Raw genomic sequence first — 23864 nt, 5'->3', positions numbered from 1 at the left:
CTGTGGGGAGCACCATAAGGTGAACTCCCCTTTTGGCGTTTATGCCGTACGGCGGGTGAACTCTTTCACCTTGAACCCCAACACGGCGAGCGTGGCGAAGTACGCCACCACGCCGACCACGACAACGGCCATCAGGCGCATCAGACGGAATGGCATAGTGCCCGCTGACCAGTCCGGCATCACATACAGCATGCCCAGCAGTGCCGCCGACATCACCAGCACCGCGATCACCAGACGCACAAGAAAACGCGACCAGCCCGGCTGCGGCGTGAAAATATCCTGCTTACGCAGCTGCCAGTACAGCAGCCCGGCATTCAGGCAGGCCGCCAGACCAATCGACAGCGCCAGCCCGGCGTGTCTCAGCGGACCAATAAACGCCAGGTTCATCAGCTGGGTCATAATCAGCGTCACAATGGCGATTTTCACCGGCGTTTTGATGTCCTGGCGTGAATAGAATCCCGGTGCCAGCACCTTCACGACAATCAGCCCCATCAACCCTACAGAATAGGCAATAAGCGCCTGCTGGGTCATGGCGGCGTCATGGGCGGTAAATTTGCCGTACTGGAACAGCGACACCGTCAGCGGTTTCGCCAGAATCCCCAGCGCTACCGCGCTCGGCAGCGCCAGCAGGAAGCAGAGACGCAGCCCCCAGTCCATCAGGCGGCAATACTCATCGTGGTTGCCGCTGGCAAAGCTCTTGGACAGAGACGGAAGTAGAATCGTCCCCAGCGCCACGCCCAGCACTCCGGACGGAAACTCCATCAGACGGTCAGCGTAGTACATCCAGGAGACCGAGCCAGACACCAGGAAAGAGGCAAAGATGGTGTTGATGATGAGAGAGATCTGGCTGACGGAGACGCCAAGAATGGCGGGCCCCATCTGCTTGATCACGCGCATCGCCCCAGCATCTTTAAGGTTGATACGCGGCAGGACCAGCATGCCGATTTTCTTCAGGTGCGGCAGTTGGTAAGCAAGCTGCAGCACGCCGCCCACGGTCACGGCCCAGGCCAGGGCCAGCACCGGGGGGTTGAAATGCGGCGCGGCAAACAGCGCAAAGCCGATCATGCTGACGTTAAGAAACGTCGGCGCAAACGCCGGGACGGAGAAGCGGTTCCAGGTATTGAGTATCGCCCCCACCAGCGAGGCCAGCGAAATCAGCAGAATATACGGAAAGGTAATGCGCAGAAGCTGCGAGGTCAGGGCAAATTTATCCGCCGTATCCGCAAAGCCCGGTGCCGTCACCATAATCACCCAGGGCGCGGCCAGCATCCCGATGACGGTCACCACCGCCAGCGCCAGGGTCAGTAACCCCGAAACGTAGGAGACAAAAACGCGGGTCGCGTCCTCGCCCTGCTTGCTTTTATATTCTGCAAGAATCGGCACGAAGGCCTGGGAAAACGCGCCTTCCGCAAAAATACGGCGTAATAAGTTCGGCAATTTGAACGCGACGAAAAAGGCGTCCGTGGCCATCCCTGCACCGAATACCCTTGCCACAATGGCGTCGCGCGCAAAGCCCAGCACGCGGGAAAACATGGTCATCGAGCTGACGGCCGCCAGCGATTTTAATAAGTTCATTAACGTGAATTTCCAGAACCATACGGATTTGTAGGCCGGGTAAACGTAAGCGCCACCCGGCAAAGCCAACAAGCGGCGCTTAGTCTAACCGGATTTCAACGAATTACTATCCGCAGATGTTACGGCGAGTTATTCACTCATGGCGTCGCGCCAGAGCCTTTCCACAATACGCTGCGCCAGAATCGCCTGCTCGCCGGAGGTTTCAGGAACCGTCTGATTTTGCACGCAGGTGATAAAGTGACGGGCGCATCCTGCGAAACCGCGCTGCTCCAGGGTGCTCTGCCAGCCTGGCGCCGGGAGCGTCACCACGCCGCTGCCCTTCTCTTCCCGCCACTCGCGCATGTCCGTAATGTCATACAGCGCGCCGTCGGTCACCGCCTGCACGGATTCACGCTGGCTACCGGCCCGACGGTGCATGCTGGTGGTCACCTGAAGATGCTCAACGGCAAAGTGGTGTTCCGCATAGACCATCTGCCCCTGCTCGTTCGTCACCAGAGTGCCGCTTTTCAGCTGTGCACTGCCGTCCGTCAGCCATAACGCCGTATCCACGACGTGAAGATAATCATCCAGTAGGGTGAAGCGTAGATCGTTCGGCCCGACGCTGTCGGTGCGGTGCTTGTCCATCCGCAGCGAGGCAAGCGTGCCCGACTGCGCCTTAAGCTGTAGATAAAGCGGCGCAAAGCGGCGGTTGAAACCCACCATCAGCGTCAGCTTTTTGCGCGCCGCAAGCTCAATCAGACGTTCGGCATCCTGAACATTTTCCGCCAGCGGCTTATCCACGCACACGTGGACGCCCGCGTTGAGCAGTTCGCTCACCACCTGATAGTGTGTTGCCGTTGAGGTATGCACAAATACCGCATCGCACTCTCGGGCCAAATCCTGAAGCGAACCGGCATACGGAATGCGCCAGGTTTCACAGATGCGCTCGGCCTTCTCGCGCGTGGGCGACCAGGCCCCCTGCAGCGTCCAGTCAGATGCTGCGCCCAACACCGGTAGCCATGCTTTTTGCGCGATACCGCCCAGACCGACCACGCCAATGCGTAATTTTTTCACCGTTAGTCTCCCAGATGTGCGAGCAATGCATCCAGACGCTGTTTTAGCCCGGCCACCTCTTCTTCCAGCGCCTCTACGCGCGCGGCAAGGCTGTCATTGCTTGCCGGGAGATCCGATTCCGCCGTCGCGCCTGCGGCTTCAACGTCGCCGCTGAAGAGGTGCATATAGCGGCTTTCGCGTTTTCCTGGCTCGCGCGCCAGACGCACGACGTAAGGGCCATCCTCACGAGCCGCCAGCCCCTCAAGCGTCTGTTCGACCTCCTGCATGTCGCTGAACTCATGCATACGGGAGGCACGCGTCCGCAGTTCCCCCGGCGTCTGCGCGCCGCGCAGCAGGAGCGTGGTGATGACCGCCACTTCCGCACTGCTCAGCTTCAGATCGCCAAATTCGGAGTTACAAAAGCGCTGTTCATACTTAGTGACGCGGTTGCCGAAGCCGCTGACGGTGCGCAGGTAGTGGCGTTTGACCAGCGCATCCAGCACGTCCTGAACGTCATGCTCGCTGAGGTTCATCACCGGCTCACGGTTAGTTTTTTGGTTGCAGGCCATCGTCACGGCATTAACCGAAAGCGGATACTGTTCCGGCGTGGTGACCTGTTTTTCCAGCAGGCTGCCGACAACGCGCGCTTCTGCGCCGCTCAACTGATATTTCATCTTTTCTCCTTAACGACCTGCAGTCCAGTCCGGGGTGGTTAATGCGGTGAGGACATGATCGCGCCATTCGCCATCGATAAGCAGATAGTCTTTAGCATAGCCCTCTTTCTCAAAGCCTAAGCGCGCCAGCAAATCCCCGCTGCGCTGATTATGCGGCATGTAGTTCGCCATAATACGGTGGATATGTTGCGTGCGTTGCATGTAGCGGATCGCCACCGTTAACGCCTCAAACATCAGCCCCTGCCCCTGCCATTTCTGACCGATGGAGTAGCCGAGATAGCAGGCGTGGAACGATCCGCGGACCACGTTAGAAAAATTGGCGATGCCGATAATCTCTTTTTCTTCCGGATCCAGCAGCGCGAAATAAAACGCGCTGCCCTGTTTGTGAAATTCCGCGATCATGCTGAGACGCGCCTGCCAGCCGGAGGGGTAACAATGGCTCTCATCCCGAACGGGTTCCCAGGGCTTTAAAAACTGGCGATTCTCGGCGTAATAATCCGCCAGACGCCAGGCATCACGCTCATGCACCAGACGAACGACGAGCCTGTCCGTTGTCAGACGCACTTTTGGCACATTGCTGCGATAGCCAAACATCGATACCACTCCTTCCCGTCACTTCTGTTCTACCCATTAGCTTTACTATACCTGCGCCTGCGCCGTCTGTGAAAACAGTGACATACCATTTTGACCTCTTTTCACATTTTTCGATGAGAACTCTCTATCAAAGCACCCTTTTGATAAAAAAATATTGTCACGCCCGGGGGTGGGAAAAAACGCGGCGACACCGCAGAATGTTAGCGTGCTCACCTTCTTATTTTCCCTGGAGGGAAAATGTCCCGCGTATCACAGGCCAGGAGCCTGGGTAAATATTTCCTCTTAGTCGATAACATGCTGGTCGTGCTCGGCTTTTTTGTCGTGTTTCCGCTTATTTCGATCCGCTTTGTCGATCAGATGGGCTGGGCGGCATTAATGGTTGGCATTGCACTGGGGTTGCGCCAGTTTGTCCAGCAGGGGCTGGGCGTCTTTGGCGGGGCCATTGCTGACCGCTTCGGCGCTAAACCGATGATCGTGACCGGCATGCTGTTACGCGCGGCGGGCTTTGCCACCATGGCAATCGCCCACGAGCCCTGGCTGCTGTGGTTCTCCTGCTTCCTCTCCGGGATTGGCGGCACCCTGTTCGATCCGCCGCGTACCGCGCTGGTGGTGAAGCTTATCCGCCCGCAGCACCGTGGGCGCTTCTTCTCGATTCTGATGATGCAGGACAGCGCCGGCGCGGTGATTGGCGCGCTGCTGGGCAGCTGGCTCCTGCAGTATGATTTCCGTCTGGTCTGCGCGACCGGTGCAGTGCTGTTTATTCTCTGCGCCTTGTTCAACGGACTGTTCCTGCCCGCGTGGAAGCTGTCGACGGTGAAAGCACCGGTGCGAGAAGGTCTGGGTCGCGTGCTTCGCGACAAACGCTTTGTCACCTATGTGCTCACCCTGACGGGGTACTACATGCTGGCGGTGCAGGTTATGCTGATGCTGCCAATCATGGTTAACGACATTGCAGGCACTCCTGCCGCCGTGAAGTGGATGTATGCCATTGAGGCCTGCCTGTCACTGACGCTGCTCTACCCGATCGCCCGCTGGAGCGAACGCCGCTTTCGTCTGGAGCATCGCCTGATGACAGGGCTTCTGCTGATGACGCTGAGCATGATGCCCATCGGGCTCGTGAATTCGCTGCAGCAGCTGTTCATGCTGATTTGTACCTTCTACATCGGCTCGATTATTGCCGAACCCGCGCGTGAGACTTTGAGTGCCTCGCTGGCAGATGCGCGCGCGCGTGGCAGCTATATGGGGTTCAGTCGGCTTGGCCTCGCCCTTGGCGGCGCGTTGGGCTATGCCGGAGGCGGCTGGCTGCTCGACGCAGGTAAAGCGCTGAGCCAGCCGGAACTGCCGTGGATGATGCTCGGCGTGGTGGGCTTTATGACACTGCTGGCACTGTGGTGGCAATTCAGCCAGAAGCGCAGCGCGAGCGGGATGCTCGAACCTGGCGCCTAGTTCTTCTTTCTGGCGGGGGCTTTTCCCGCCTCAATTCTCAGTTTTTTCTGCTGGTTTCTACCGTTTCACACTGACATACTGGCGCATCAGGACAGATGCGCCGATTTTTCGTTGAGGAACACTATGAAGAAGATTGTCATTGCCGCTGCGTTAATTGTGAGTGGCCTGCTGGTAGGCTGCAACCAGCTTACGCAGTACACCGTCAGTGAGCAGGAAATTAATCAGGCGCTGGAAAAACACAATAACTTTGCCAAAGACATCGGCGTACCGGGCCTTGCCGATGCCCATATCGTCCTCAGCAACCTTGCCAGTCAGATTGGTCGCGAAGAGCCGAACAAAGTCACCCTTTCCGGTGATGCCACGCTGGATATGACCTCATTATTCGGCAACCAGAAAGCCGATATTAAGCTGAAGCTCAAGGCGCTGCCGGTCTTCAACAAAGAGAAAGGGGCCATTTTCCTGCAGGAAATGGAGATCGTCGATGCGGTCGTCACGCCGGACAAAATGAAGCCGGTACTGCAAACCCTGATGCCATATCTGAATCAGTCGCTGCGTAATTACTTCAACCAGCAGCCCGCCTATGTCTTAAGCGAAGACAAGAGCAAGGGTGAAGCGCTCGCGAAAAAATATGCAAAAGGGATAGAGGTGAAACCGGGAGAAATCATTATTCCTTTCACCGATTAACCTGAAGGGCGCTGAAGCGCCCTTTTTTTTCGCAGAAAAGTGTGCAAACGAAAACGTTTCCGCTTATGATTTGTGTCCGGCAAAAACAGCCATCCTTATGACTGATTCCTGACAAGCCGGAGCTTCCATGACTGCACAACCCCAGGTTCTTAAAATCCGCCGCCCTGACGACTGGCATATCCATCTGCGCGATGGCGATATGCTGAAAACCGTCGTGCCCTACACCAGCGAAATTTATGGCCGCGCGATTGTTATGCCTAACCTGGTTCCGCCAGTCACCACCGTCGATGCTGCAATGGCTTACCGCCAGCGTATTCTTGACGCCGTCCCGGCGGGGCATGATTTCACCCCGCTGATGACCTGTTACCTGACCGATTCACTCGACCCGAACGAAGTGGAACGTGGGTTTAACGAAGGCGTCTTCACCGCGGCGAAACTCTACCCGGCCAATGCCACCACCAACTCCAGCCACGGTGTGACCAGCATTGACGCCATCATGCCCGTTCTGGAACGGATGCAAAAACTGGGCATGCCGCTGCTGGTACACGGGGAAGTGACGCACGCCGAGATTGATATCTTCGACCGTGAAGCCCGGTTTATCGAAACGGTAATGGAACCGCTGCGCCAGCGTCTGCCTGCCCTTAAAGTGGTGTTTGAACACATCACCACCAAAGATGCCGCGGAATATGTTCGCGATGGCAACGATCTTATCGCCGCCACCATCACGCCTCAGCACCTGATGTTTAACCGTAACCACATGCTGGTGGGCGGCGTGCGTCCTCACCTCTACTGCCTGCCGATCCTCAAACGCAATATTCATCAGCAAGCCCTGCGCGAGCTGGTTGCGAGCGGCTTCTCCCGCGCGTTCCTGGGTACCGACTCCGCCCCGCACGCGCGTCATCGTAAAGAGGCCAGCTGCGGCTGTGCGGGCTGCTTCAACGCACCAACCGCGCTGGCGAGCTATGCCACCGTGTTTGAAGAGATGAATGCGCTGGAACATTTTGAAGCGTTCTGCTCCCTCAACGGTCCGCGCTTCTATGGTCTGCCGGTCAATGAGACCTTCATCGAGCTGGAGCGCAAAGCAAGCCAGGTGGACGACGCGATTCCGTTGACGGATGACACGCTGATCCCGTTCCTGGCCGGTGAAACCGTACACTGGACGGTAAAACGTTAAAAAATCAACGCCCCTTGTTGTCAAACCCATAATATACCTGTATATATAAACAGTATATTGCACAGGGGGCATTTATGCGTATTGAAGTCACCATTGCCAAAACAACCGTTCTGCCTGCTGGCGCACTTGATGCGCTGGCGGGCGAGTTATCCCGTCGTATTCACAGTACCTTTCCTGAAAATGATGGCGCCGTAACGGTACGTTACGCAGCTGCAAACAACCTCTCCGTCATCGGCGGCGCAAAAGAAGACAAAGATCGTATCAGAGATATCCTGCAGGAAACGTGGGAAAGCGCCGACGACTGGTTCATAACGGATTAACCTTGCTCCCTCATTGTTTTGTTTTGCCGGGTCGCCCCGGCTTTTTTTGTTTTTATCCTGGATAAGTTCAAATTATTTCAGCATCTTCTTAGAAAATCGTGAACAAGACGGTGTTTTATTGTTCGAAGAATCCTAAAACGCAGAAAAATGTGTTGCCAGCTGTTTATTTTTCTCTTCGGAACCCTTATTACTTGTATACTGAAGATGCTTTCAGAAAAACATGCATTGAACCTCAAAGCCGTTGTCTTCTAACACGCATTTAGGGGGTTATAATGGAAAAGAATAGTGAAGTCATCCAGACCCACCCGCTTGTCGGCTGGGATATCAGTACCGTAGATAGCTACGATGCGCTGATGCTGCGTTTGCACTACCAGACCCCAAATCAACTCAACCGTGACGAAGCGGAAGTTGGACAGACGCTGTGGCTTACAACAGACGTCGCCCGTCAGTTTATTTCTATTTTAGAAGCAGGTATCGCAAAAATAGAATCTGGCGACTATCAGGAAAATGAGTATAAACGGCATTAGTACAATGCCCATTTTTCACTCAACAGGCACCCACGTGGTGCCTTATTTATTTCTCCCTTGTATCAGCCCGCATTGTTAATTACTCTGCTAACAAAGCGTGAGTTTACGAGATGCATATGAGATACGACTTAATCATTATTGGCAGCGGTTCCGTGGGGTCTGCTGCCGGTTATTACGCAACGCAGGCCGGTCTGAAGGTTCTGATGATTGATGCCCATCTTCCTCCGCACGCGGAAGGTAGCCATCACGGTGATACCCGCCTCATTCGCCACGCCTATGGCGAAGGAGAGCGTTATGTCCCGCTGGTCTTGCGTGCTCAGGCGCTGTGGGATGAACTGGCGAAGCTGACCGAAGAACGCATTTTTGACCGCACGGGGATTATCAACCTTGGCCCGGCCAGCTCTGCATTTCTTGCGAACGTCGAACAGAGCGCGAAGGAATTTCATCTTGATGTTGAACGTCTGGATGCCAGCGGCATTATGCAACGCTGGCCCGAGATCGCCGTTCCGGATGATTACATCGGGCTGTTTGAAGCCAACTCGGGCGTACTGCACTGTGAAGCGGCCATTAAGACCTGGATTGATTTGGCGGCAAAAGCAGGCTGTGCCCAGCTGTTCAACTGCCCCGTAAGCGGCATTACCCATCATGCTGACGGTGTCACCGTCACCACCGCTGACGGAGACTATACTGCGTCTCGGCTGCTGATCAGCGCCGGAACCTGGGTAACGAAACTCCTCCCTGACCTGCCCATTCAGCCCGTGCGTAAAGTCTTCTCCTGGTTCCAGTCCGACGGTCGCTACAGTGCGCAGAATAAATTCCCGGCGTTCACCGGCGAGTTACCGAACGGCGATCAGTTCTACGGGTTCCCGTCTGAGAAGGACGCGCTTAAGATTGGCAAACACAACGGCGGACAAATTATCTCCACGCCTGAGGAGCGCAAACCCTTTGGCGCGTACCCTCAGGATGGTTCAGAAGCATTCATGTTCCTGCGCAATATCCTGCCGGGCATTGGCGGGTTGCTGTACGGCGCGGCCTGCACCTATGACAATACACCTGATGAAGACTTCATCATTGATACCCTGCCGGGGCACGACAACACGCTGCTCATTACCGGGCTAAGCGGCCACGGCTTTAAGTTCGCCTCCGTGCTGGGTGAAATTGCCGCGCAGTTTGCTCAGGGTATTACGCCGCCATTTGATCTGCAGCCCTTCTCGCTCTCACGTTTTAACGGATAATACCCGCCTGGCTCCGGACACCCGGAGCCTCTTTTATCTGAGGAAAAATGATGCGCAGGATCGTCGATTTACTCGTCAATAATATTCGCGAGCATTTTATGCTCTACCTGCTGCTGTGGGCGCTGCTGGCAATCATTGACGTTATTTACATTGTATTTTACTGAAAAGAAACGCTGACATTTATTGACACTTCTTGATGTTAAATAGATTTTTCACGCACTCGCTGATCCCGACAGATTTTTATTGCTCGAAGCTTTTGAAATACATTCATGCAACACCTTCAAATGCGCTGAAATAAATTAAATTAAAAACCTTATCCACTTATTTCAGTTGCAATATTCTGTGTTCCCGTTCATTTTTATTGTTCGAATAATTCAGAACGGTATCTCCTATGCAATTGCGTAATACCCCCCATCGCTACGGAATAATATCCATAGGTTTGCACTGGATATTTGCGCTCGCGGTGTATGCTATGTTCGGGCTTGGGCTCTGGATGGTCACCTTAAGCTATTATGACGGCTGGTACCACCAGGCACCGGAACTGCATAAAAGCATAGGAGTCCTGTTGATGATGGGTCTGGTTGTTCGCGTAGTCTGGCGACATATTTCCCCGCCGCCGCCCGCGCCGAAAACCCACGGGAAATTCACGCGCGTGAGCGCTGTCGCGGCCCATATTGCGCTCTACGCCCTGCTTTTTGCCATTCTGATTAGCGGATACCTTATTTCAACGGCGGATGGCAAGCCGATCAGCGTCTTTGGTCTTTTTGACGTTCCCGCCACGCTCAGCGATGCCGGCGTCCAGGCGGATACCGCTGGCGTTGTCCATCTGTGGCTGGCCTGGAGCGTGGTTATTCTTTCTGTCCTTCACGGGCTCGCGGCCCTCAAACATCACGTTATCGATAAAGACGACACGCTGAAGCGCATGCTTGGCCGTTCGTCTTCTGACTCTGGAGCATAAAAATGAAAAAACACCTGCTGGGCATCGCCTTAGGTTCACTGTTATTCACCACCGGTTCTGCTGTTGCGGCTGATTATAAAATTGATAAAGAAGGCCAGCACGCCTTCGTCAATTTCCGTATTCAGCATCTTGGTTATAGCTGGCTGTATGGCACTTTTAACGATTTTGATGGCACCTTTACTTTTGACGATAAAAATCCGGCAGCGGATAAAGTCAATGTCACCATTAATACCAATAGCGTGGATACCAACCACGCCGAGCGCGATAAACATTTACGCAGTGCAGAATTTCTGAACGTAGCGAAATTCCCGCAGGCAACATTCGCCTCTACCGGCGTGAAAAAGGACGGCGACAAGCTGGATATTACCGGCAACCTGACGCTTAATGGCGTAACGAAACCCGTCACTCTTAATGCGAAATTACTCGGTCAGGGTGACGATCCGTGGGGCGGGAAACGCGCAGGCTTTGAAGCTGCAGGTAAAATTCATCTGAAAGACTTTAACATCACCACGGATTTAGGCCCGGCATCTCAGGATGTTGAACTGATTATTTCCGTGGAAGGCGTTCAGCAGAAGGGATAAAAATATGCCCGGCGGTATTTCCGTCGGGCATAAACATTACTCAGGGTCTGGAATACCCAGTTTGGTATTCAGCCGTCCGCGGGATTTATTAAAAATCTTGTTCCCGTTTTCGCGGCCAGCGCGACGGCGACGCTGCTCTTCTTCCGGCAACACGCTCTCTTCGCTGCACAACTCGCTACAGCAGCCGTTAAATTTCTCAGCGCAGATTGGACACTGAATAAACAGCAGGTGGCAACCGTCGTTTTTGCAGTTGGTATGCGTATCGCAAGGCGTTCCGCACTGGTGGCAGTGGGCGATCACGTCGTCGGAAATACGCTCCCCCATGCGTTCGTCAAAGACAAAGTTTTTGCCGATAAAGCGCACCGGCAGGCCCTGCTCACGCGCGCGACGAGCATACTCAATGATGCCGCCTTCGATGTGCCAGACCTTGTTGAAACCGTTGTGCTTCATCCACGCACTGGCTTTCTCACAGCGGATCCCGCCGGTGCAGTACATCACGATCTTTTTGTCTTTATGTTCCTGCATCATCTCAACCGCTTTTGGCAGTTGCTCGCGGAAGGTATCAGCGGGAATTTCCATCGCGTTCTCGAAATGGCCCACTTCATACTCATAGTGGTTACGCATATCGATAAAGACCGCATCAGGATCGTCAAGCATGGCGTTCACTTCAGCGGCTTTCAGGTATTCCCCGACGTCACCCGCATTGAAGCTGGGATCGTCAATACCGTCAGCCACGATACGCTCACGCACTTTCATGCGCAGAACCCAGAACGATTTCCCGTCATCATCCAGCGCAACGTTCAGGCGTAAGCCGTTAAGCGCCGGATCGAAGCCGTAAAGAAAATCACGGAAGGCGTTAACCTGACTTTCCGGCACGCTGATCTGCGCATTGATGCCTTCACGCGCCAGATAGACGCGCCCGAAGACATTGAGGGTAGTCAATGCCTGATAGAGTTCATCGCGGGTCGCTTGCGGATCGTTGATAGTGAAATATTTGTAGAATGAGATGGTCGTGCGCGGTTCGGTTTCAGCCAACATGCGCGCTTTCAACATCTCATTCGATACGCGGTTGTGTAACACTGGCATGGTGTACAAGTCCTGCAATCGTTAGAGAATTAAAATCGGTCGGCATCATATAGCAAACAAAGCTAATTTACATCCACACAATTTACGCTACATTTCAGCCTACCTGATTTACCAGGATTAACAATTGCTGGATTCGTGCACGTTTCGATGACAGACATTTTGGCTACGTACTAAAAAATGCGAGAATAGCCATTCAGGACGTAAGAACACAGGACAGACATGACCCAGTTACCGAAATTTACTGCCGCCCTTTTGCATCCCCGCTATTGGTTTACCTGGATTGGCATTGGCTTGTTGTGGCTTATCGTACAACTTCCTTACCCGATTCTTTTCCGCCTGGGTAAAGGGATCGGCCATGTTGCCCGGAGATTCATGAAACGCCGCGTCAGGATTGCTTACCGCAACCTCGAACTCTGTTTTCCGCAGATGAGCGAGACAGAGCGTCACGATATGGTCGTTAGAAATTTCGAATCCGTTGGGATGGGTCTGATGGAAACGGGAATAGCATGGTTCTGGTCGGACAAAAGAATGGCCCGCTGGACGGAAGTTGCCGGAACAGGTATGGAGCCTGTACACACATTGCAGGCTAATCAGACCGGCGTACTGTTGATAGGCGTCCATTTCCTGACGCTTGAAATCGGCGCGCGTATGTTTGGCATGCAGGCGCCCGGTATTGGCGTTTATCGGCCGAATGACAACCCCGTCATCGATCTCATCCAGACCAATGGCCGCATGCGCTCTAACAAAAGCATGATTGACCGTAAAGATCTGAAGGGCATGATCCGTGCCCTTAAATCCGGTGAGGTGGTCTGGTACGCCCCCGATCACGATTACGGCCCGCAATCCAGCGTGTTTGTACCGTTTTTTGCCGTCGAAGAAGCGGCGACCACCACGGGGACCTGGATGCTGGCCCGAATGTCTAAAGCGGCAATTGTTCCCTTTGTCCCACGCCGCAAGCCGGATGGTTCAGGCTATCAGCTCATCATGCTTGAGCCAGAACTCACGCCTCCTCTGGACGACGCAGAAACCACCGCGCGCTGGATGAACGATATTGTGGAGAAATGCATCATGATGGCACCAGAGCAGTACATGTGGCTCCATCGCCGCTTTAAAACACGCCCGCAAGGCGTTCCCTCCCGATACTGATTGTCATGCGGCCTCCGGGCCGCATGCTGTTTTAGCTATAAAAGCTCCCCCTCATTGCGGCAATCCTGACCCAGGCGCATAATTAGCACGCTTATTACTTCCCCTTCCCGGCGCGCTGTATCTTAATTTGCGGAGAGTTATGTCACCCTCAGATGCTCCCATAAACTGGAAACGTAACCTCGCGGTTGCCTGGCTCGGCTGCTTTCTGACGGGCGCGGCGTTCAGCCTGGTCATGCCTTTCCTGCCTCTCTACGTTGAACAGCTTGGCGTAACGGGCCACAGCGCGCTCAATATGTGGTCAGGTCTGGTGTTTAGCATCACTTTTCTGTTCTCCGCTATCGCTTCGCCATTCTGGGGCGGCCTTGCAGACCGCAAGGGACGTAAAATTATGCTGCTGCGCTCAGCGCTGGGGATGGCCATCATTATGGCGCTGATGGGCGTGGCGCAAAACGTCTGGCAGTTCCTGATTCTGCGCGCATTGCTTGGGCTGCTGGGCGGATTCATCCCCAATGCCAACGCCCTGATTGCCACACAAATTCCACGCCATAAAAGCGGCTGGGCACTCGGGACGCTCTCAACAGGTGGCGTCAGCGGTGCGCTTCTTGGTCCTCTGGCGGGCGGATTACTGGCGGATAGCTACGGGCTGCGGCCCGTCTTTTTCATCACCGCCAGCGTGCTGTTCCTCTGCTTTGTCGTCACCTTGCTCTGCATTCGTGAAAAATTCACGCCGGTCGCCAAAAAAGAGATGCTTCATGCCCGGGATGTTCTTACCTCGCTGAAAAACCCCAAACTGGTGTTGAGCCTGTTCGTGACGACCATGATTATTCAGGTGGCGACCGGGTCGATCGCCCCTATTTTAACCCTGTACGTTCGCGATCTGGCGGGCAACGTCAGTAATATTGCCTTTATCAGCGGGTTGATTGCATCAGTACCTGGCGTGGCGGCACTGCTCAGCGCCCCAAGGCTGGGCAAACTCGGCGACCGCGTAGGGCCCGAAAAGATCCTGATTTGCGCGCTGGTGATTTCCGTTCTGTTACTCATTCCGATGGCGATGGTGCAGTCTCCCTGGCAGCTCGGCCTGCTGCGCTTTTTGCTCGGCGCGGCAGACGGTGCGTTATTACCTGCCGTACAGACCCTGCTGGTCTATAACTCAACGAACCAAATCGCCGGACGTATTTTTAGCTATAACCAGTCGTTTCGTGATATCGGCAACGTCACCGGGCCGCTTGTCGGGGCGGGAATTTCAGCCAGTTTTGGCTTTCGCGCCGTTTTTATCGTCACCGCTGGTGTCGTGCTGTTTAACGCCATTTACTCCTGGTTCAGTTTATCCCGGACGATGCGCTCTGAACTGAATAAGACAAATGCCTGACGGCTTATTTTCGCATTCATACTTGCAGAATCTTATATTCAGCTATTCTTTCCCTGAAACCTTCTGGAAAACAGGGAGACACCAATGACCATGTACGCCACGCTGGAAGAAGCTATTGATGCCGCTCGTGAAGAGTTCCTCGCCGACAACCCCGGCGTTGAAGAAGAAGATGCTGACGTGCAACAGCTTAATATCCAAAAATACGTTCTGCAGGATGGGGATATTATGTGGCAGGCCGAATTCTTTGCCGACGAAGGTGAAGAGGGAGAATGTCTGCCGATATTGAGCGGTGAAGGTGCTCAGGCCGTCTTTGACGGCGATTACGACGAAATTGAGTTACGCCAGGAGTGGCTTGAAGAAAATACCCTGCATGAATGGGATGAGGGCGAATTTCAGCTCGAACCGCCGCTGGATACCGAAGAGGGCCAGACCGCAGCCGATGAGTGGGACGAACGTTAAGCTGTCATTACTCGTAAGGGCCATGGCTGGCGTCGATGGGCAGCAATAGCGTGTCGAAGATCAGCGAAAACGGCAGATCGAGCACGGTCAGGTAGCGCCAGGCGGAATCTCGTACGTCCCATTTAACGCCGGGATAGTACTGATTCCCGTGACCTTGTCCCGGAATAGTGCGGCTGATAATGCTGCCGCAGCCACTGAGCAGGCATGTCATCAACACCACGACAATTATTTTCATTCATTACCTCTAAAAAAATACCGGCCTCGCAGCCGGTATTTTATTTGGCGGGTTGCGCTTTGCTACCCGCCCTACTTCGCAGCTTACTTCGCCTTCAGCGCCAGCGGATTCAGCTTCATGTCCTTATAGTAGTTCACCCACGAAGAGTATCTCTCCGGAGCGGACCACACGCGGTAGTGAAGACGCGCCATTGTCACCGGGTCGCTCAGCAGCACCAGTCTACGGTCGCGGTTGAGTTTTTCCGGGGTCTCGTTAAGCGCCTGCTCAACGTGACGATCGCGAGCGATCTCCAGCACCAGGCTGGCGCGGTGACGCGCGGTCGCCATTGCCGTTGCCAGGGCGTTGAACGATGGGTTGAACACCGCGTGCATAAAGCCATCATCCAGCGAACGGCTGCGGTTCTGCTCCAGATACTTGTCGGTATCCACCAGCACCTGCGGCGGGGAATATTCTTCCGGGATCAGGAACAGCTTCCAGCGTTTGGTACGCAGCCCCACCGTTGAACGGCTGGAGATCACGGACACAAACGGCGACAGGATCAGCGAGAAGACAATCGGTGCCAGCCAGAACAGGAAGCGCAGATCCAGCCACGCCATTCCCGCAGCCCACACCAGACCGAGCAGCAGCTGCGAACCGTGACGCATGAAGGCTTCACTCCACGGCGTGGAGTCGTCATCACGCTGTGGCGAGTTCCACACCACTTCCCAGCCGAGGAACGCACTGGCCACAAACACGGTGTGGAACAGCATACGTACCGGCGCCAGCAGCACGGAGAACAGCACTTCCAGCAGCAGAGAAAGGGTCACGCGGAAGAAACCGCCGTACTCTTTCGAGCCTTTGCACCAGATCAGGATGATACTGAGCAGCTTAGGCAGGAACAGCAGCACCATTGTCGACGCAAACAGCGCTATCGCCAGCTCCGGACGCCACTGCGGCCACACCGGGAACAGCTGGCGCGGTTGCAGGAAGTATTGCGGCTCCGTCAGGGCATGAACCACCTGTAAGGCGGTCGACAGCGCCAGGAACATAAACCACAGCGGTGCGGAGAGATAGGACATCACGCCGGTCAGGAATACCGCACGGTGAACCGGGTGCATCCCTTTCACCAGGAACAGGCGGAAGTTCATCAGGTTACCGTGACACCAGCGGCGGTCACGCTTGAGCTCGTCCAGCAGGTTCGGCGGCAGTTCTTCGTATGAGCCTGGCAGGTCGTAGGCAATCCAGACGCCCCACCCTGCGCGACGCATCAGCGCTGCTTCCACGAAGTCATGCGACAGAATCGACCCGGCAAAAGACCCTTCACCCGGCAGCGGCGCAAGCGCACAGTGCTCAATGAACGGCTTCACGCGGATAATCGCATTGTGGCCCCAGTAGTGGGACTCACCCAGCTGCCAGAAGTGCAGACCAGCCGTAAACAGCGGGCCGTACACGCGGGTCGCAAACTGTTGGCAGCGCGCGTACAGCGTGTCCATTCCGGACGCTTTCGGTGAGGACTGAATAATACCGGCGTTAGGGTTGGCCTCCATCAGGCGGACCAGACCGCTCAGACACTCACCGCTCATCACGGAGTCGGCATCCAGTACCACCATGTAGCTGTACTGATTCCCCCAGCGACGGCAGAAGTCATCGATGTTACCGCTTTTACGCTTCACACGACGACGACGACGGCGGTAGAAAATCTGACCTTCGCCCTGCACTTCCGCAATCAGTTCCATCCAGGCTTTTTGCTCTGCTACGCAGATATCCGGGTTGTAGCTGTCGCTCAGGATGTAAACGTCGAAATGCTCTGCGTTACCGGTCGCCTTAACAGACTCCCAGGTTGCGCGCAGCCCCGCAAACACGCGGTCAACGTCTTCGTTACAGATAGGCATAATCAGCGCAGTACGGTGCTCAGGATTGAGGGGTTCATCCCCGACCGTTGACGCCGAAATACTGTATTTATCACGCCCCATCAGCAGCTGCAGGAAGCCCATCAGCGCGGTCCAGAAACCCGCCGAGACCCAGCAGAAGAGAACGGCGAACAGCAGCAGAATCCCGCTTTGCAGAATGTAAGGCAGCAACTGCATGAAGGAGACCCAGATATCCTGGCCTACCATGTCAGCCGGGTTGATCAGCGCCCAGCCCTGATATGGCAGGATGGTCTTCATGTACCAGGTTGCCACCACCGTCTGTGCCAGCGTCAGCAGTAACAGCGTGTAGCGACGGATCGTTCCGACAGTACGCCATTTCTGCTCTGAGGCCTGCTCTTCTTTGGTCAGACGCGACAGATAGCGCGGGGTGACGTCACGTCCGCGCAGGCGATCCCAGAAGCGACCCACCGGGTTGGTGCGCCACGGATCGGGGAACATAGAAGAACGCGTGGCTTTCGGCATCGCCTGAAGCTGGTCACGCCCTTCGTCGTCTTTAATCAGCTGTCCTTCTGCCAGCGAGTCTGGCCAGGCCTGCTCCAGACGCGCCTTTACTGACCCCAGCGGCGTATCATCATCACGTGTAAACTGACGATGTTCGCCATCCAGCGCGGTATGTACCGCGCGGATGTCGCTTTTAGGCAGTGCCGCTTTTTCAATGTCCGTCAGCGGCATGGCATCAATATATTCAGATGTATTATTCATTGGCAGGTAGCTGGTAGCTCCAGGTTTCACTCAGCGGCTGATCGTTGCTGACCAGCGCAGCGCGCATTTCAGTGGTCTGTTTCGGATCTTTCACTTTCACACGCAGGGTCAAACGCCACCCTTTCGTTACCGGGTTGTAACGCACGGCATTTTCAACGATCTCACCGTTATCACCGATGCTCGCCTGCGCGGTCACGGCAGTATCCGGGGACAGTTTTTTCATGTCCTGGCCCGCGAAGTCCACGATGAAGGCCACGGTGCCGTCAGGCTGACGGATCAGGTTTGACTGCTTCACATCCCCCGTTGAACGGCGAGTCTGCATCACATACGCGTTATCCGGCGCATGCAGTTTGTCTTCGTCACGGCTAAAGGTGATGGCGTATTTGAAGTTCATCTCTTTACCGGCTTCCGGAAGCTGATCCGGGGTCCAGTAGGCGACGATGTTATCGTTGGTTTCATCGTTGGTTGGAATTTCAACCAGCTCGACTTTCCCTTTACCCCAGTCACCTTTCGGAGTTACCCAGGCGCTTGGGCGCTGATCGTAACGGTCATCCAGGTCTTCAAAGCGAGAGAACTGACGACCACGCTGCAGCAGGCCAAAGCCCTGCGGATTTTCCATCGCGAAACTGCTCACCGCGAGGTGTTTCGGGTTATTCAGCGGACGCCAGATCCACTCGCCGTTACCGGCATGGATAGAGAGACCGTTAGAGTCATGCAACTCCGGGCGGAAGTTGGTCGCCGGAGACGGCTGGTTCGGCCCGAACAGGAACATACTGGTCAGCGGTGCGACGCCCAGCTTGCCCACTTTATCGCGCAGGTAAACTTTGGACTGCACGTCAACGACGGTGTCGCGTCCCGGCATGATCACGAAGCGGTATGCGCCTGTTGCACGAGGGGAATCCAGCAGCGCATAGATTGTCAGACGTTTATCCGTTGGTTTTGGACGTTCGATCCAGAACTCGCGGAAACGTGGGAATTCTTCACCTGATGGCAGCGCGGTATCAATAGCCAAACCACGCGCTGAAAGCCCGTACACCTGCCCTGCGCCAATCACGCGGAAGTAGCTGGCACCGAGCATGCTGACGATTTCATCGTTTTTATCTTTGCTGTTAATCGGGTAAAGCACTTTGAAGCCGGCAAAGCCCAGGTCCTTAACCGTGTCTTTGTCGTGCTGCACATCGCCGAAATTGAAATAATCCGGGCTGTACTTGATTTTACGTACCGCGGTTGCCGTCACTTCATTGATAGCAACAGGCGTGTCGAAATACATACCCTGATGATAAAACTCAAGCTTGAACGGGGTTTTAACGTTGTTCCAGTATGCTTTGTCGTGATTGAACTGGATCTGCTGATAGTCCGCGTACTTCATGTCACGGAAAACGGAGGGCAGGTTACTTTTTGGCGCTTCGTAGCTCTTGCCAGCCATAGACTTGGCCTGTTTAGCAACGTCATCGATGGTAAAGGACCAGGCCGATGAGGTATACAGGGACAACAACACTGCCGCACCCAACCAACGCATTTTCATCATTTGTGATTTATGTTTCATAATAAGTAAGCACTTCCCCCTTTGTGTGCTTATATCGATCCGATCCATTTTAATGGAAACTCAGGCAATCCGACAACATTATCACTGCTTTGTTCAGCTCGCTGGCTCAGGGATTAAGCAAATGAAAGAACCCGCTTTTCACTTTGCGTGCTTATCCTGGAGACAGGGTGTCGGTCTTGGTGTAGGGTTGGCTTCGAATGTAACCATTATGCGTCTTAGGGATAAGACGATTAGTCTGAGAATGTACTGAGTTATATGAGCACAACACCCGTACAACGTGAATATTTCCTCGACTCGATCCGGGCATGGCTGATGCTATTGGGGATCCCGTTTCACATTTCATTGATTTATTCCAGCCACACCTGGCACGTGAACAGCCAAATGCCCTCCTGGTGGCTGACGCTGTTTAATGACTTCATTCACGCCTTCCGTATGCAGGTGTTTTTTGTCATATCCGGCTACTTCTCTTATATGCTGTTTTTGCGCTACCCGCTTAAGCGATGGTGGAAGGTGCGCGTAGAGCGCGTCGGCATACCGATGCTCACCGCCATCCCGCTGTTGACGCTGCCGCAATTCATTATGTTGCAGTATGTGAAAGGCAAAGCGGAAAACTGGCCTAACCTGTCGCTGTATGAAAAGTACAATACGCTGGTCTGGGAGCTGGTTTCGCACCTTTGGTTCCTGCTGGTTCTGGTGGTTCTCACCACCGTCAGTCTGGTCATCTTTAGCCGTCTGCGCCGTCATTTAAGCGCTACGTCAGACTCATTCTTTGCCAACATCACGCTCGGTAAACTGTCCCTGCTCTTTTTGGTACTGGGTATTGTCTACGCGGCCATCAGGCGCACGCTGTTCATTCTCTATCCGCCTATTCTGAGCGACGGGCTGTTTAACTTCGTGGTGATGCAGTCGCTTTTCTACATTCCGTTCTTCCTGGTGGGGGCGCTGGCGTTTGTCTATCCGCAGTTAAAAGCGCTGTTTACCCAACCCTCGCCCTGGTGTGCCGTCGGTGCCGCCCTTGCCTTCGTGGCCTATCTTCTCAATCAGCGCTACGGCAGCGGTGACGCGTGGATGTACGAAACGGAGAGTGTGATTACCATGCTGCTGGGCTTGTGGATGGTGAACGTGGTGTTTGCCCTCGGTCATCGCCTGCTGAACTTTAAATCCAGCCGCGTTACCTATTTCGTCAATGCGTCACTGTTCATTTATCTGGTGCATCACCCGTTGACGCTGTTCTTTGGCGCTTACATCACTCCGCATATTGCTTCCAACACGCTGGGCTTCTTCACCGGGCTGGTCTTCGTGATCGGGATTGCCATCGTGCTGTACGAGATCCACCTGCGTATCCCGCTACTGCGGTTCCTCTTCTCCGGGAAACCGCAGGTTAAAGCGTAATCGAAAAAGCGGCGCCAATACGGCGCCGCTTTTGTATCAGCCCTCCAGTTCTTCTCCACGCTGGGTCAGAAGTCTCTGGTAGAGATGCGTGGTTTCTTCGTCGAAACAGACAAAGATGACCTTTTCCGGCATGGGCTTCAGGGAAAGGTAGTGGTACACGGTATTCACCGCAATGGTCGCGGCAGCCGCTTTGGGATAGCCATAAACACCGGTGCTGATGGCAGGAAACGCCAGGGTTTTATAGCCGTTGTCCGCAGCGAGGCGCAGGCAGTTACGGTAAGCATCCTCAAGGATCCGTGCCTCGTGGTGATTGCCCCCCTGCCACACCGGTCCCACAGCGTGAATAACGGCCTTAGCTGGCAGATCCCCTGCCAGCGTAATCACGGCATGCCCCGGCGGGCATTCCCCCTGCTGTTGACGCACGGCCTTACAGGCTTCAAGCAATTGCGGTCCCGCGGCGCGATGAATGGCACCATCCACGCCGCCGCCCCCCAGCAAAGATGAATTCGCTGCATTGACGATCACATCAACATGTAACGTTGTGATATCGCCGTGAATAATCTCGATTTGCGGTCTCATATATTCCCCCTGCTACCCGCCTTTTTCTTAAGTGTATCGCAGAGGGGAGGGTCAGAAAAAACTATCGTTTAAAACGGCTAGCGATAATCGACCTTAACAACGGCCAGCGTTTTTTCAGGATTGAGATACTGCATACTCACGGTTGCCAGCCCCGGATAGGTCGAGCGCCCATTGAGTGCATCCTCATAGCTGACCATCCGGGTCTGGATACGGTTATTTTCCGGGCAGGACATCGCAAACTGACGATGTTGAGGGGTAATCTCACAGGGATCGGCAACAATGGCACCACGGAAATGGATCACACCGCCTTCAGCAATCGTTGCTGAAAATGCGGGTGTCATATAAACCGAGACTAACAGGCTAAAACCTGAGATGAGCAGAGCGGTAGATTTGGTCACAAGATGTACTCCTCAAAATAAATCATCCTTGAGGGGTAAAAGTGCTCCAGTATGACAACGCGGTATCAGGTAATTGAACAGCGAAAATTGTTCAGCTCCTGATAACATCATAGTTACACCTTTCAACTCCCGCCACATTCTCAAATCATTGATTTTATGAATGATTAAAGCGAGTCCCCTGAAGGTGACCATTGTTGTGATAAATGAAGCGACTTTCCGTCAGAGACGGTGACCGTAATTTTCACCGTATCCCCTGTGCCAATATTTAAACTCATTCTCATCAAATCAATCGTCTGATTAGCGGGTATAGAGAAGGTATTTTGCTGGCGTGAGGTACTTTGTCCTCCCTGCCCTTGTCGAACGGACAAAATTTGAACCTGACAATCGCATGCGTGTGTCAGGGTGACCTGCGGAATAATGGTGGTCATATTTCCCTGCTGCGAAGTTTTGAAGGTTATTTGGCTGGAAAGCGCGGCAAGGAGTATTAACGTATTCATGATGACCTCCCGAAAAAAAACAGGGCAAATGCCCTGTTTTTTTGTAGCACAGATTTGAAATCAGTATTGATGTGCAGTCGCATTGTTGCCAAAGCCGACCTGATGCACGGTCACAGTTGATCCCGATGCTGTCTGGTCCACTGCCGCACCGTTGCCGCCGCCGTACTGTTTAACATCGATGACGGAGTTTTTGCTGTTCCACTGGTCAATGGTTGCGCTGTTACCAAAGCCTTTCTGCAGCAGATCGATGGTGCTGTCATCAGATCCTTGTCCAACATCAGCACCGTTACCGCCGCCATGCTGGGTAATGGTTACTTCTGAATCTCTTGCATCCGTTTGCAAGGCAAGAGCAGAGTTGCCGCCACCAAACTGGTAAATGCTCAGGGTTGAGTCAGGACCGCTATTACCACCGCCACCGCCATGGCCATGACCGTGGCCGCCAAATTGAGGTACCGCACCTGCGAAAGCACTGCCAGAAACGATGATTGCTGCAATTGCTGCCACTTTAAAAAGTTTCATGGTAAACCCCCATCGGATTGATTAAGTCGCCACAACGCCCTAACGTTGAATAACGCGAATGGCCATTTGTGACTGTCTCTGCACTACAACTGCTGTTTTCTGCGTACCATATTGCGTAATACTCGCTCTGTTAGCCGACCCTTTTTGGATAATCATTGCGGTATTACCAAAAGCGTCCTGCTTAATACTCGCGTCATTACCATTTCCATCTTGATCGATATAAGCAAGGTTATAAGTTCCTGATTGATCAACCTTCGCTCTGTTGCCTCCACCCTCCTGAGAGACAACGGACATTAATTTGGAACCGTCCTGACGAATATCAGTAGAATTACCTGAACCCTGTTGACCAATAATGGCTGCCTGATTATAGGAAGACTTACTTAATTCATTAACCGCAAAATTATATTCAGAACCGGCTAAGTCTGAACCGCCTGCGGTTACAAATCCAGGCGCACCCAGTAATGTAAACATCATAAATAACGTTCTGTTTTTCATGTTGTCACCCTGGACCTGGCTATACACAAAATAACGTTTCTTCATGCATAAACGCGAATCGTTTTTTTGTTAACGTCGCGTTACGAAAAAGAGTATGTCTGCCGAAACAATTTAAATATCTCACCCGCGCGGCTTATTTTAATTAATGAGTTCACCTCAAAGTATTAATTTCGATAAAAATACGCTGATATAAGTTGGATTTAGCGGGCGAAAAAAAACGTCTGTCGCAGATCCTGTACAATAGCCGGTTTGTTGTCCAGCCTTACCCAGCCTGGCTTCACTACACCCAAGCGAGACAATTTGAAATCCTTGTCACAGAGGGTGAGTTTTCTTAAGAAGGAATGCCCTGATGAGAGAAGGCTTAGTTTTCTTATGTCTCTCATACCTTTCGCTGGTGGGATTAGAATTATAAATTCATTTCTTTTTCATACGCTTATAATTATTTGTATGATTTTTAAAATGTGTGCAGTGTTATTCTGATGTACAACTTTCCTCTTAAACAAAAACTAATTTATTACCCTCAATACACAATTTAATATTGAATTTTACATTTAGTTACATGATTAACACTTGCTTTAACGTTTGTAATAGCTAGATTGAAAACAGTAGTAAGTCATTTTATTTTTATTTCCGTCCTCCTCTGGAGGAATGGTTTGATTCTACACACAGCAGTGCCACATCTGTCAGTGCTTCTGGTATTCCTTATCTATAAACAAGGGATAGCTGCCAGG

The 23864-nt window shown here is 53.5% G+C and carries 26 protein-coding genes; 13 read left to right on the top strand and 13 right to left on the bottom strand.

Annotated features, from left to right (window positions below; genetic code table 11):
- Positions 1 to 39: 39 nt before the first annotated feature.
- The 4 genes from murJ to rimJ all read right to left on the bottom strand — a co-directional run bounded on the left by murJ (position 40) and on the right by rimJ (position 3875).
- A complete protein-coding gene (murJ, locus tag K5E19_RS01120; RefSeq protein WP_089599868.1) occupies positions 40 to 1575 on the bottom strand; it encodes a murein biosynthesis integral membrane protein MurJ in 1536 nt (511 codons plus the stop codon).
- 129 nt (positions 1576 to 1704) lie between these two features.
- Complete coding sequence (locus K5E19_RS01115; protein ID WP_221549654.1) at positions 1705 to 2628, bottom strand: Gfo/Idh/MocA family protein; 924 nt, start codon at positions 2626 to 2628, stop codon at positions 1705 to 1707.
- 2 nt (positions 2629 to 2630) lie between these two features.
- Entirely contained in the window at positions 2631 to 3281 is a 651-nt protein-coding gene (locus tag K5E19_RS01110) for a YceH family protein (protein WP_221549653.1), read from the bottom strand.
- A gap of 9 nt (positions 3282 to 3290) precedes the next feature.
- Entirely contained in the window at positions 3291 to 3875 is a 585-nt protein-coding gene (gene rimJ / locus K5E19_RS01105) for a ribosomal protein S5-alanine N-acetyltransferase (RefSeq protein ID WP_221549652.1), read from the bottom strand.
- 237 nt (positions 3876 to 4112) lie between these two features.
- Between rimJ and mdtH the strand changes: the two genes are divergently transcribed.
- The 9 genes from mdtH to K5E19_RS01060 all read left to right on the top strand — a co-directional run bounded on the left by mdtH (position 4113) and on the right by K5E19_RS01060 (position 10800).
- Positions 4113 to 5321 (top strand): multidrug efflux MFS transporter MdtH, encoded by a 1209-nt coding sequence (mdtH, locus tag K5E19_RS01100; RefSeq protein WP_221549651.1) that lies wholly within the window; start codon positions 4113 to 4115, stop codon positions 5319 to 5321.
- A 123-nt stretch (positions 5322 to 5444) separates the two neighbouring features.
- Positions 5445 to 6005, top strand: coding sequence for a lipoprotein (locus K5E19_RS01095; RefSeq protein WP_010429621.1), 561 nt, complete (start codon positions 5445 to 5447; stop codon positions 6003 to 6005).
- Positions 6006 to 6132: 127 nt separating this feature from the next.
- Entirely contained in the window at positions 6133 to 7179 is a 1047-nt protein-coding gene (pyrC, locus tag K5E19_RS01090; RefSeq protein WP_221549650.1) for a dihydroorotase, read from the top strand.
- 74 nt (positions 7180 to 7253) lie between these two features.
- Positions 7254 to 7499: a DNA damage-inducible protein I gene (gene dinI, locus K5E19_RS01085; protein ID WP_108418049.1), complete on the top strand. Its 246-nt coding sequence runs from the start codon at positions 7254 to 7256 to the stop codon at positions 7497 to 7499.
- A gap of 272 nt (positions 7500 to 7771) precedes the next feature.
- Positions 7772 to 8026 (top strand): biofilm formation regulator BssS, encoded by a 255-nt coding sequence (gene bssS / locus K5E19_RS01080; protein ID WP_003858012.1) that lies wholly within the window; start codon positions 7772 to 7774, stop codon positions 8024 to 8026.
- A gap of 116 nt (positions 8027 to 8142) precedes the next feature.
- Positions 8143 to 9261 carry an N-methyl-L-tryptophan oxidase gene (gene solA, locus K5E19_RS01075; RefSeq protein ID WP_221549649.1) on the top strand — a complete coding sequence of 373 codons (1119 nt, stop codon included), beginning with the start codon at positions 8143 to 8145 and terminating at the stop codon, positions 9259 to 9261.
- Between the two features lie 50 nt (positions 9262 to 9311).
- Positions 9312 to 9425: a DUF2770 family protein gene (locus K5E19_RS01070; protein ID WP_010429609.1), complete on the top strand. Its 114-nt coding sequence runs from the start codon at positions 9312 to 9314 to the stop codon at positions 9423 to 9425.
- Between the two features lie 227 nt (positions 9426 to 9652).
- Complete coding sequence (locus K5E19_RS01065) at positions 9653 to 10219, top strand: cytochrome b (protein ID WP_042718788.1); 567 nt, start codon at positions 9653 to 9655, stop codon at positions 10217 to 10219.
- Between the two features lie 2 nt (positions 10220 to 10221).
- Positions 10222 to 10800, top strand: coding sequence for a YceI family protein (locus K5E19_RS01060; RefSeq protein ID WP_221549648.1), 579 nt, complete (start codon positions 10222 to 10224; stop codon positions 10798 to 10800).
- A 36-nt stretch (positions 10801 to 10836) separates the two neighbouring features.
- Here K5E19_RS01060 and K5E19_RS01055 read toward each other — a convergent pair whose 3' ends face one another.
- Positions 10837 to 11886, bottom strand: coding sequence for a rhodanese-related sulfurtransferase (locus K5E19_RS01055; RefSeq protein ID WP_221549647.1), 1050 nt, complete (start codon positions 11884 to 11886; stop codon positions 10837 to 10839).
- Between the two features lie 219 nt (positions 11887 to 12105).
- Here K5E19_RS01055 and K5E19_RS01050 point away from each other — a divergent pair, with 219 nt between their 5' ends.
- The 3 genes from K5E19_RS01050 to K5E19_RS01040 all read left to right on the top strand — a co-directional run bounded on the left by K5E19_RS01050 (position 12106) and on the right by K5E19_RS01040 (position 14860).
- Complete coding sequence (locus K5E19_RS01050; RefSeq protein ID WP_221549646.1) at positions 12106 to 13032, top strand: Kdo(2)-lipid IV(A) acyltransferase; 927 nt, start codon at positions 12106 to 12108, stop codon at positions 13030 to 13032.
- 139 nt (positions 13033 to 13171) lie between these two features.
- Positions 13172 to 14401, top strand: coding sequence for a multidrug efflux MFS transporter MdtG (gene mdtG, locus K5E19_RS01045; RefSeq protein ID WP_221549645.1), 1230 nt, complete (start codon positions 13172 to 13174; stop codon positions 14399 to 14401).
- 84 nt (positions 14402 to 14485) lie between these two features.
- Positions 14486 to 14860, top strand: a complete 375-nt coding sequence (locus tag K5E19_RS01040) for a MysB family protein (protein WP_023311118.1) — start codon at positions 14486 to 14488, stop codon at positions 14858 to 14860.
- 7 nt (positions 14861 to 14867) lie between these two features.
- Here K5E19_RS01040 and K5E19_RS01035 read toward each other — a convergent pair whose 3' ends face one another.
- The 3 genes from K5E19_RS01035 to mdoG form a co-directional block, all read right to left on the bottom strand.
- Entirely contained in the window at positions 14868 to 15095 is a 228-nt protein-coding gene (locus K5E19_RS01035) for a YceK/YidQ family lipoprotein (RefSeq protein WP_010429597.1), read from the bottom strand.
- Positions 15096 to 15178: 83 nt separating this feature from the next.
- Positions 15179 to 17707: a glucans biosynthesis glucosyltransferase MdoH gene (mdoH, locus tag K5E19_RS01030; protein ID WP_221549644.1), complete on the bottom strand. Its 2529-nt coding sequence runs from the start codon at positions 17705 to 17707 to the stop codon at positions 15179 to 15181.
- Positions 17700 to 19235, bottom strand: coding sequence for a glucans biosynthesis protein MdoG (gene mdoG, locus K5E19_RS01025; protein ID WP_010429591.1), 1536 nt, complete (start codon positions 19233 to 19235; stop codon positions 17700 to 17702). The genes mdoH and mdoG overlap by 8 nt, the downstream gene beginning before the upstream one ends.
- Positions 19236 to 19508: 273 nt before the next feature.
- On the opposite strand from mdoG, the gene mdoC reads away from it, so the two are divergent.
- Entirely contained in the window at positions 19509 to 20645 is a 1137-nt protein-coding gene (gene mdoC / locus K5E19_RS01020; RefSeq protein ID WP_221549643.1) for a glucans biosynthesis protein MdoC, read from the top strand.
- Between the two features lie 36 nt (positions 20646 to 20681).
- Here mdoC and ymdB read toward each other — a convergent pair whose 3' ends face one another.
- From ymdB to csgB, 5 genes are all read right to left on the bottom strand, one after another.
- Complete coding sequence (gene ymdB, locus K5E19_RS01015; RefSeq protein WP_221549642.1) at positions 20682 to 21224, bottom strand: O-acetyl-ADP-ribose deacetylase; 543 nt, start codon at positions 21222 to 21224, stop codon at positions 20682 to 20684.
- Positions 21225 to 21301: 77 nt separating this feature from the next.
- Positions 21302 to 21622 (bottom strand): type 1 fimbrial protein, encoded by a 321-nt coding sequence (locus tag K5E19_RS01010; protein ID WP_221549641.1) that lies wholly within the window; start codon positions 21620 to 21622, stop codon positions 21302 to 21304.
- 164 nt (positions 21623 to 21786) lie between these two features.
- A complete protein-coding gene (gene csgC, locus K5E19_RS01005; protein WP_221549640.1) occupies positions 21787 to 22119 on the bottom strand; it encodes a curli assembly chaperone CsgC in 333 nt (110 codons plus the stop codon).
- Positions 22120 to 22179: 60 nt separating this feature from the next.
- Entirely contained in the window at positions 22180 to 22638 is a 459-nt protein-coding gene (csgA, locus tag K5E19_RS01000) for a curli major subunit CsgA (protein ID WP_221549639.1), read from the bottom strand.
- A 39-nt stretch (positions 22639 to 22677) separates the two neighbouring features.
- Positions 22678 to 23133 (bottom strand): curli minor subunit CsgB, encoded by a 456-nt coding sequence (gene csgB / locus K5E19_RS00995; RefSeq protein WP_108418057.1) that lies wholly within the window; start codon positions 23131 to 23133, stop codon positions 22678 to 22680.
- Positions 23134 to 23864: the final 731 nt, after the last annotated feature.

This window comes from Enterobacter sp. RIT637 (genome assembly GCF_019718755.1).
Lineage (GTDB): Bacteria > Pseudomonadota > Gammaproteobacteria > Enterobacterales > Enterobacteriaceae > Enterobacter.
The sequence above is the reverse complement of the archived record's forward strand: the minus strand, read 5'-3'. Positions and strand labels throughout refer to the sequence as shown.

Bases quoted from the DNA above. Each gene is read 5' to 3' on its own strand.
- murJ (WP_089599868.1), bottom strand. From the start codon at position 1,575: ATGAACTTATTAAAATCGCTGGCGGCCGTCAGCTCGATGACCATGTTT.
- K5E19_RS01110 (WP_221549653.1), bottom strand. From the start codon at position 3,281: ATGAAATATCAGTTGAGCGGCGCAGAAGCGCGCGTTGTCGGCAGCCTG.
- rimJ (WP_221549652.1), bottom strand. From the start codon at position 3,875: ATGTTTGGCTATCGCAGCAATGTGCCAAAAGTGCGTCTGACAACGGAC.
- mdtH (WP_221549651.1), top strand. From the start codon at position 4,113: ATGTCCCGCGTATCACAGGCCAGGAGCCTGGGTAAATATTTCCTCTTA.
- K5E19_RS01095 (WP_010429621.1), top strand. From the start codon at position 5,445: ATGAAGAAGATTGTCATTGCCGCTGCGTTAATTGTGAGTGGCCTGCTG.
- pyrC (WP_221549650.1), top strand. From the start codon at position 6,133: ATGACTGCACAACCCCAGGTTCTTAAAATCCGCCGCCCTGACGACTGG.
- dinI (WP_108418049.1), top strand. From the start codon at position 7,254: ATGCGTATTGAAGTCACCATTGCCAAAACAACCGTTCTGCCTGCTGGC.
- bssS (WP_003858012.1), top strand. From the start codon at position 7,772: ATGGAAAAGAATAGTGAAGTCATCCAGACCCACCCGCTTGTCGGCTGG.
- solA (WP_221549649.1), top strand. From the start codon at position 8,143: ATGAGATACGACTTAATCATTATTGGCAGCGGTTCCGTGGGGTCTGCT.
- K5E19_RS01070 (WP_010429609.1), top strand. From the start codon at position 9,312: ATGCGCAGGATCGTCGATTTACTCGTCAATAATATTCGCGAGCATTTT.
- K5E19_RS01065 (WP_042718788.1), top strand. From the start codon at position 9,653: ATGCAATTGCGTAATACCCCCCATCGCTACGGAATAATATCCATAGGT.
- K5E19_RS01060 (WP_221549648.1), top strand. From the start codon at position 10,222: ATGAAAAAACACCTGCTGGGCATCGCCTTAGGTTCACTGTTATTCACC.
- K5E19_RS01055 (WP_221549647.1), bottom strand. From the start codon at position 11,886: ATGCCAGTGTTACACAACCGCGTATCGAATGAGATGTTGAAAGCGCGC.
- K5E19_RS01050 (WP_221549646.1), top strand. From the start codon at position 12,106: ATGACCCAGTTACCGAAATTTACTGCCGCCCTTTTGCATCCCCGCTAT.
- mdtG (WP_221549645.1), top strand. From the start codon at position 13,172: ATGTCACCCTCAGATGCTCCCATAAACTGGAAACGTAACCTCGCGGTT.
- K5E19_RS01040 (WP_023311118.1), top strand. From the start codon at position 14,486: ATGACCATGTACGCCACGCTGGAAGAAGCTATTGATGCCGCTCGTGAA.
- K5E19_RS01035 (WP_010429597.1), bottom strand. From the start codon at position 15,095: ATGAAAATAATTGTCGTGGTGTTGATGACATGCCTGCTCAGTGGCTGC.
- mdoH (WP_221549644.1), bottom strand. From the start codon at position 17,707: ATGAATAATACATCTGAATATATTGATGCCATGCCGCTGACGGACATT.
- mdoG (WP_010429591.1), bottom strand. From the start codon at position 19,235: ATGATGAAAATGCGTTGGTTGGGTGCGGCAGTGTTGTTGTCCCTGTAT.
- mdoC (WP_221549643.1), top strand. From the start codon at position 19,509: ATGAGCACAACACCCGTACAACGTGAATATTTCCTCGACTCGATCCGG.
- ymdB (WP_221549642.1), bottom strand. From the start codon at position 21,224: ATGAGACCGCAAATCGAGATTATTCACGGCGATATCACAACGTTACAT.
- csgC (WP_221549640.1), bottom strand. From the start codon at position 22,119: ATGAATACGTTAATACTCCTTGCCGCGCTTTCCAGCCAAATAACCTTC.
- csgA (WP_221549639.1), bottom strand. From the start codon at position 22,638: ATGAAACTTTTTAAAGTGGCAGCAATTGCAGCAATCATCGTTTCTGGC.
- csgB (WP_108418057.1), bottom strand. From the start codon at position 23,133: ATGAAAAACAGAACGTTATTTATGATGTTTACATTACTGGGTGCGCCT.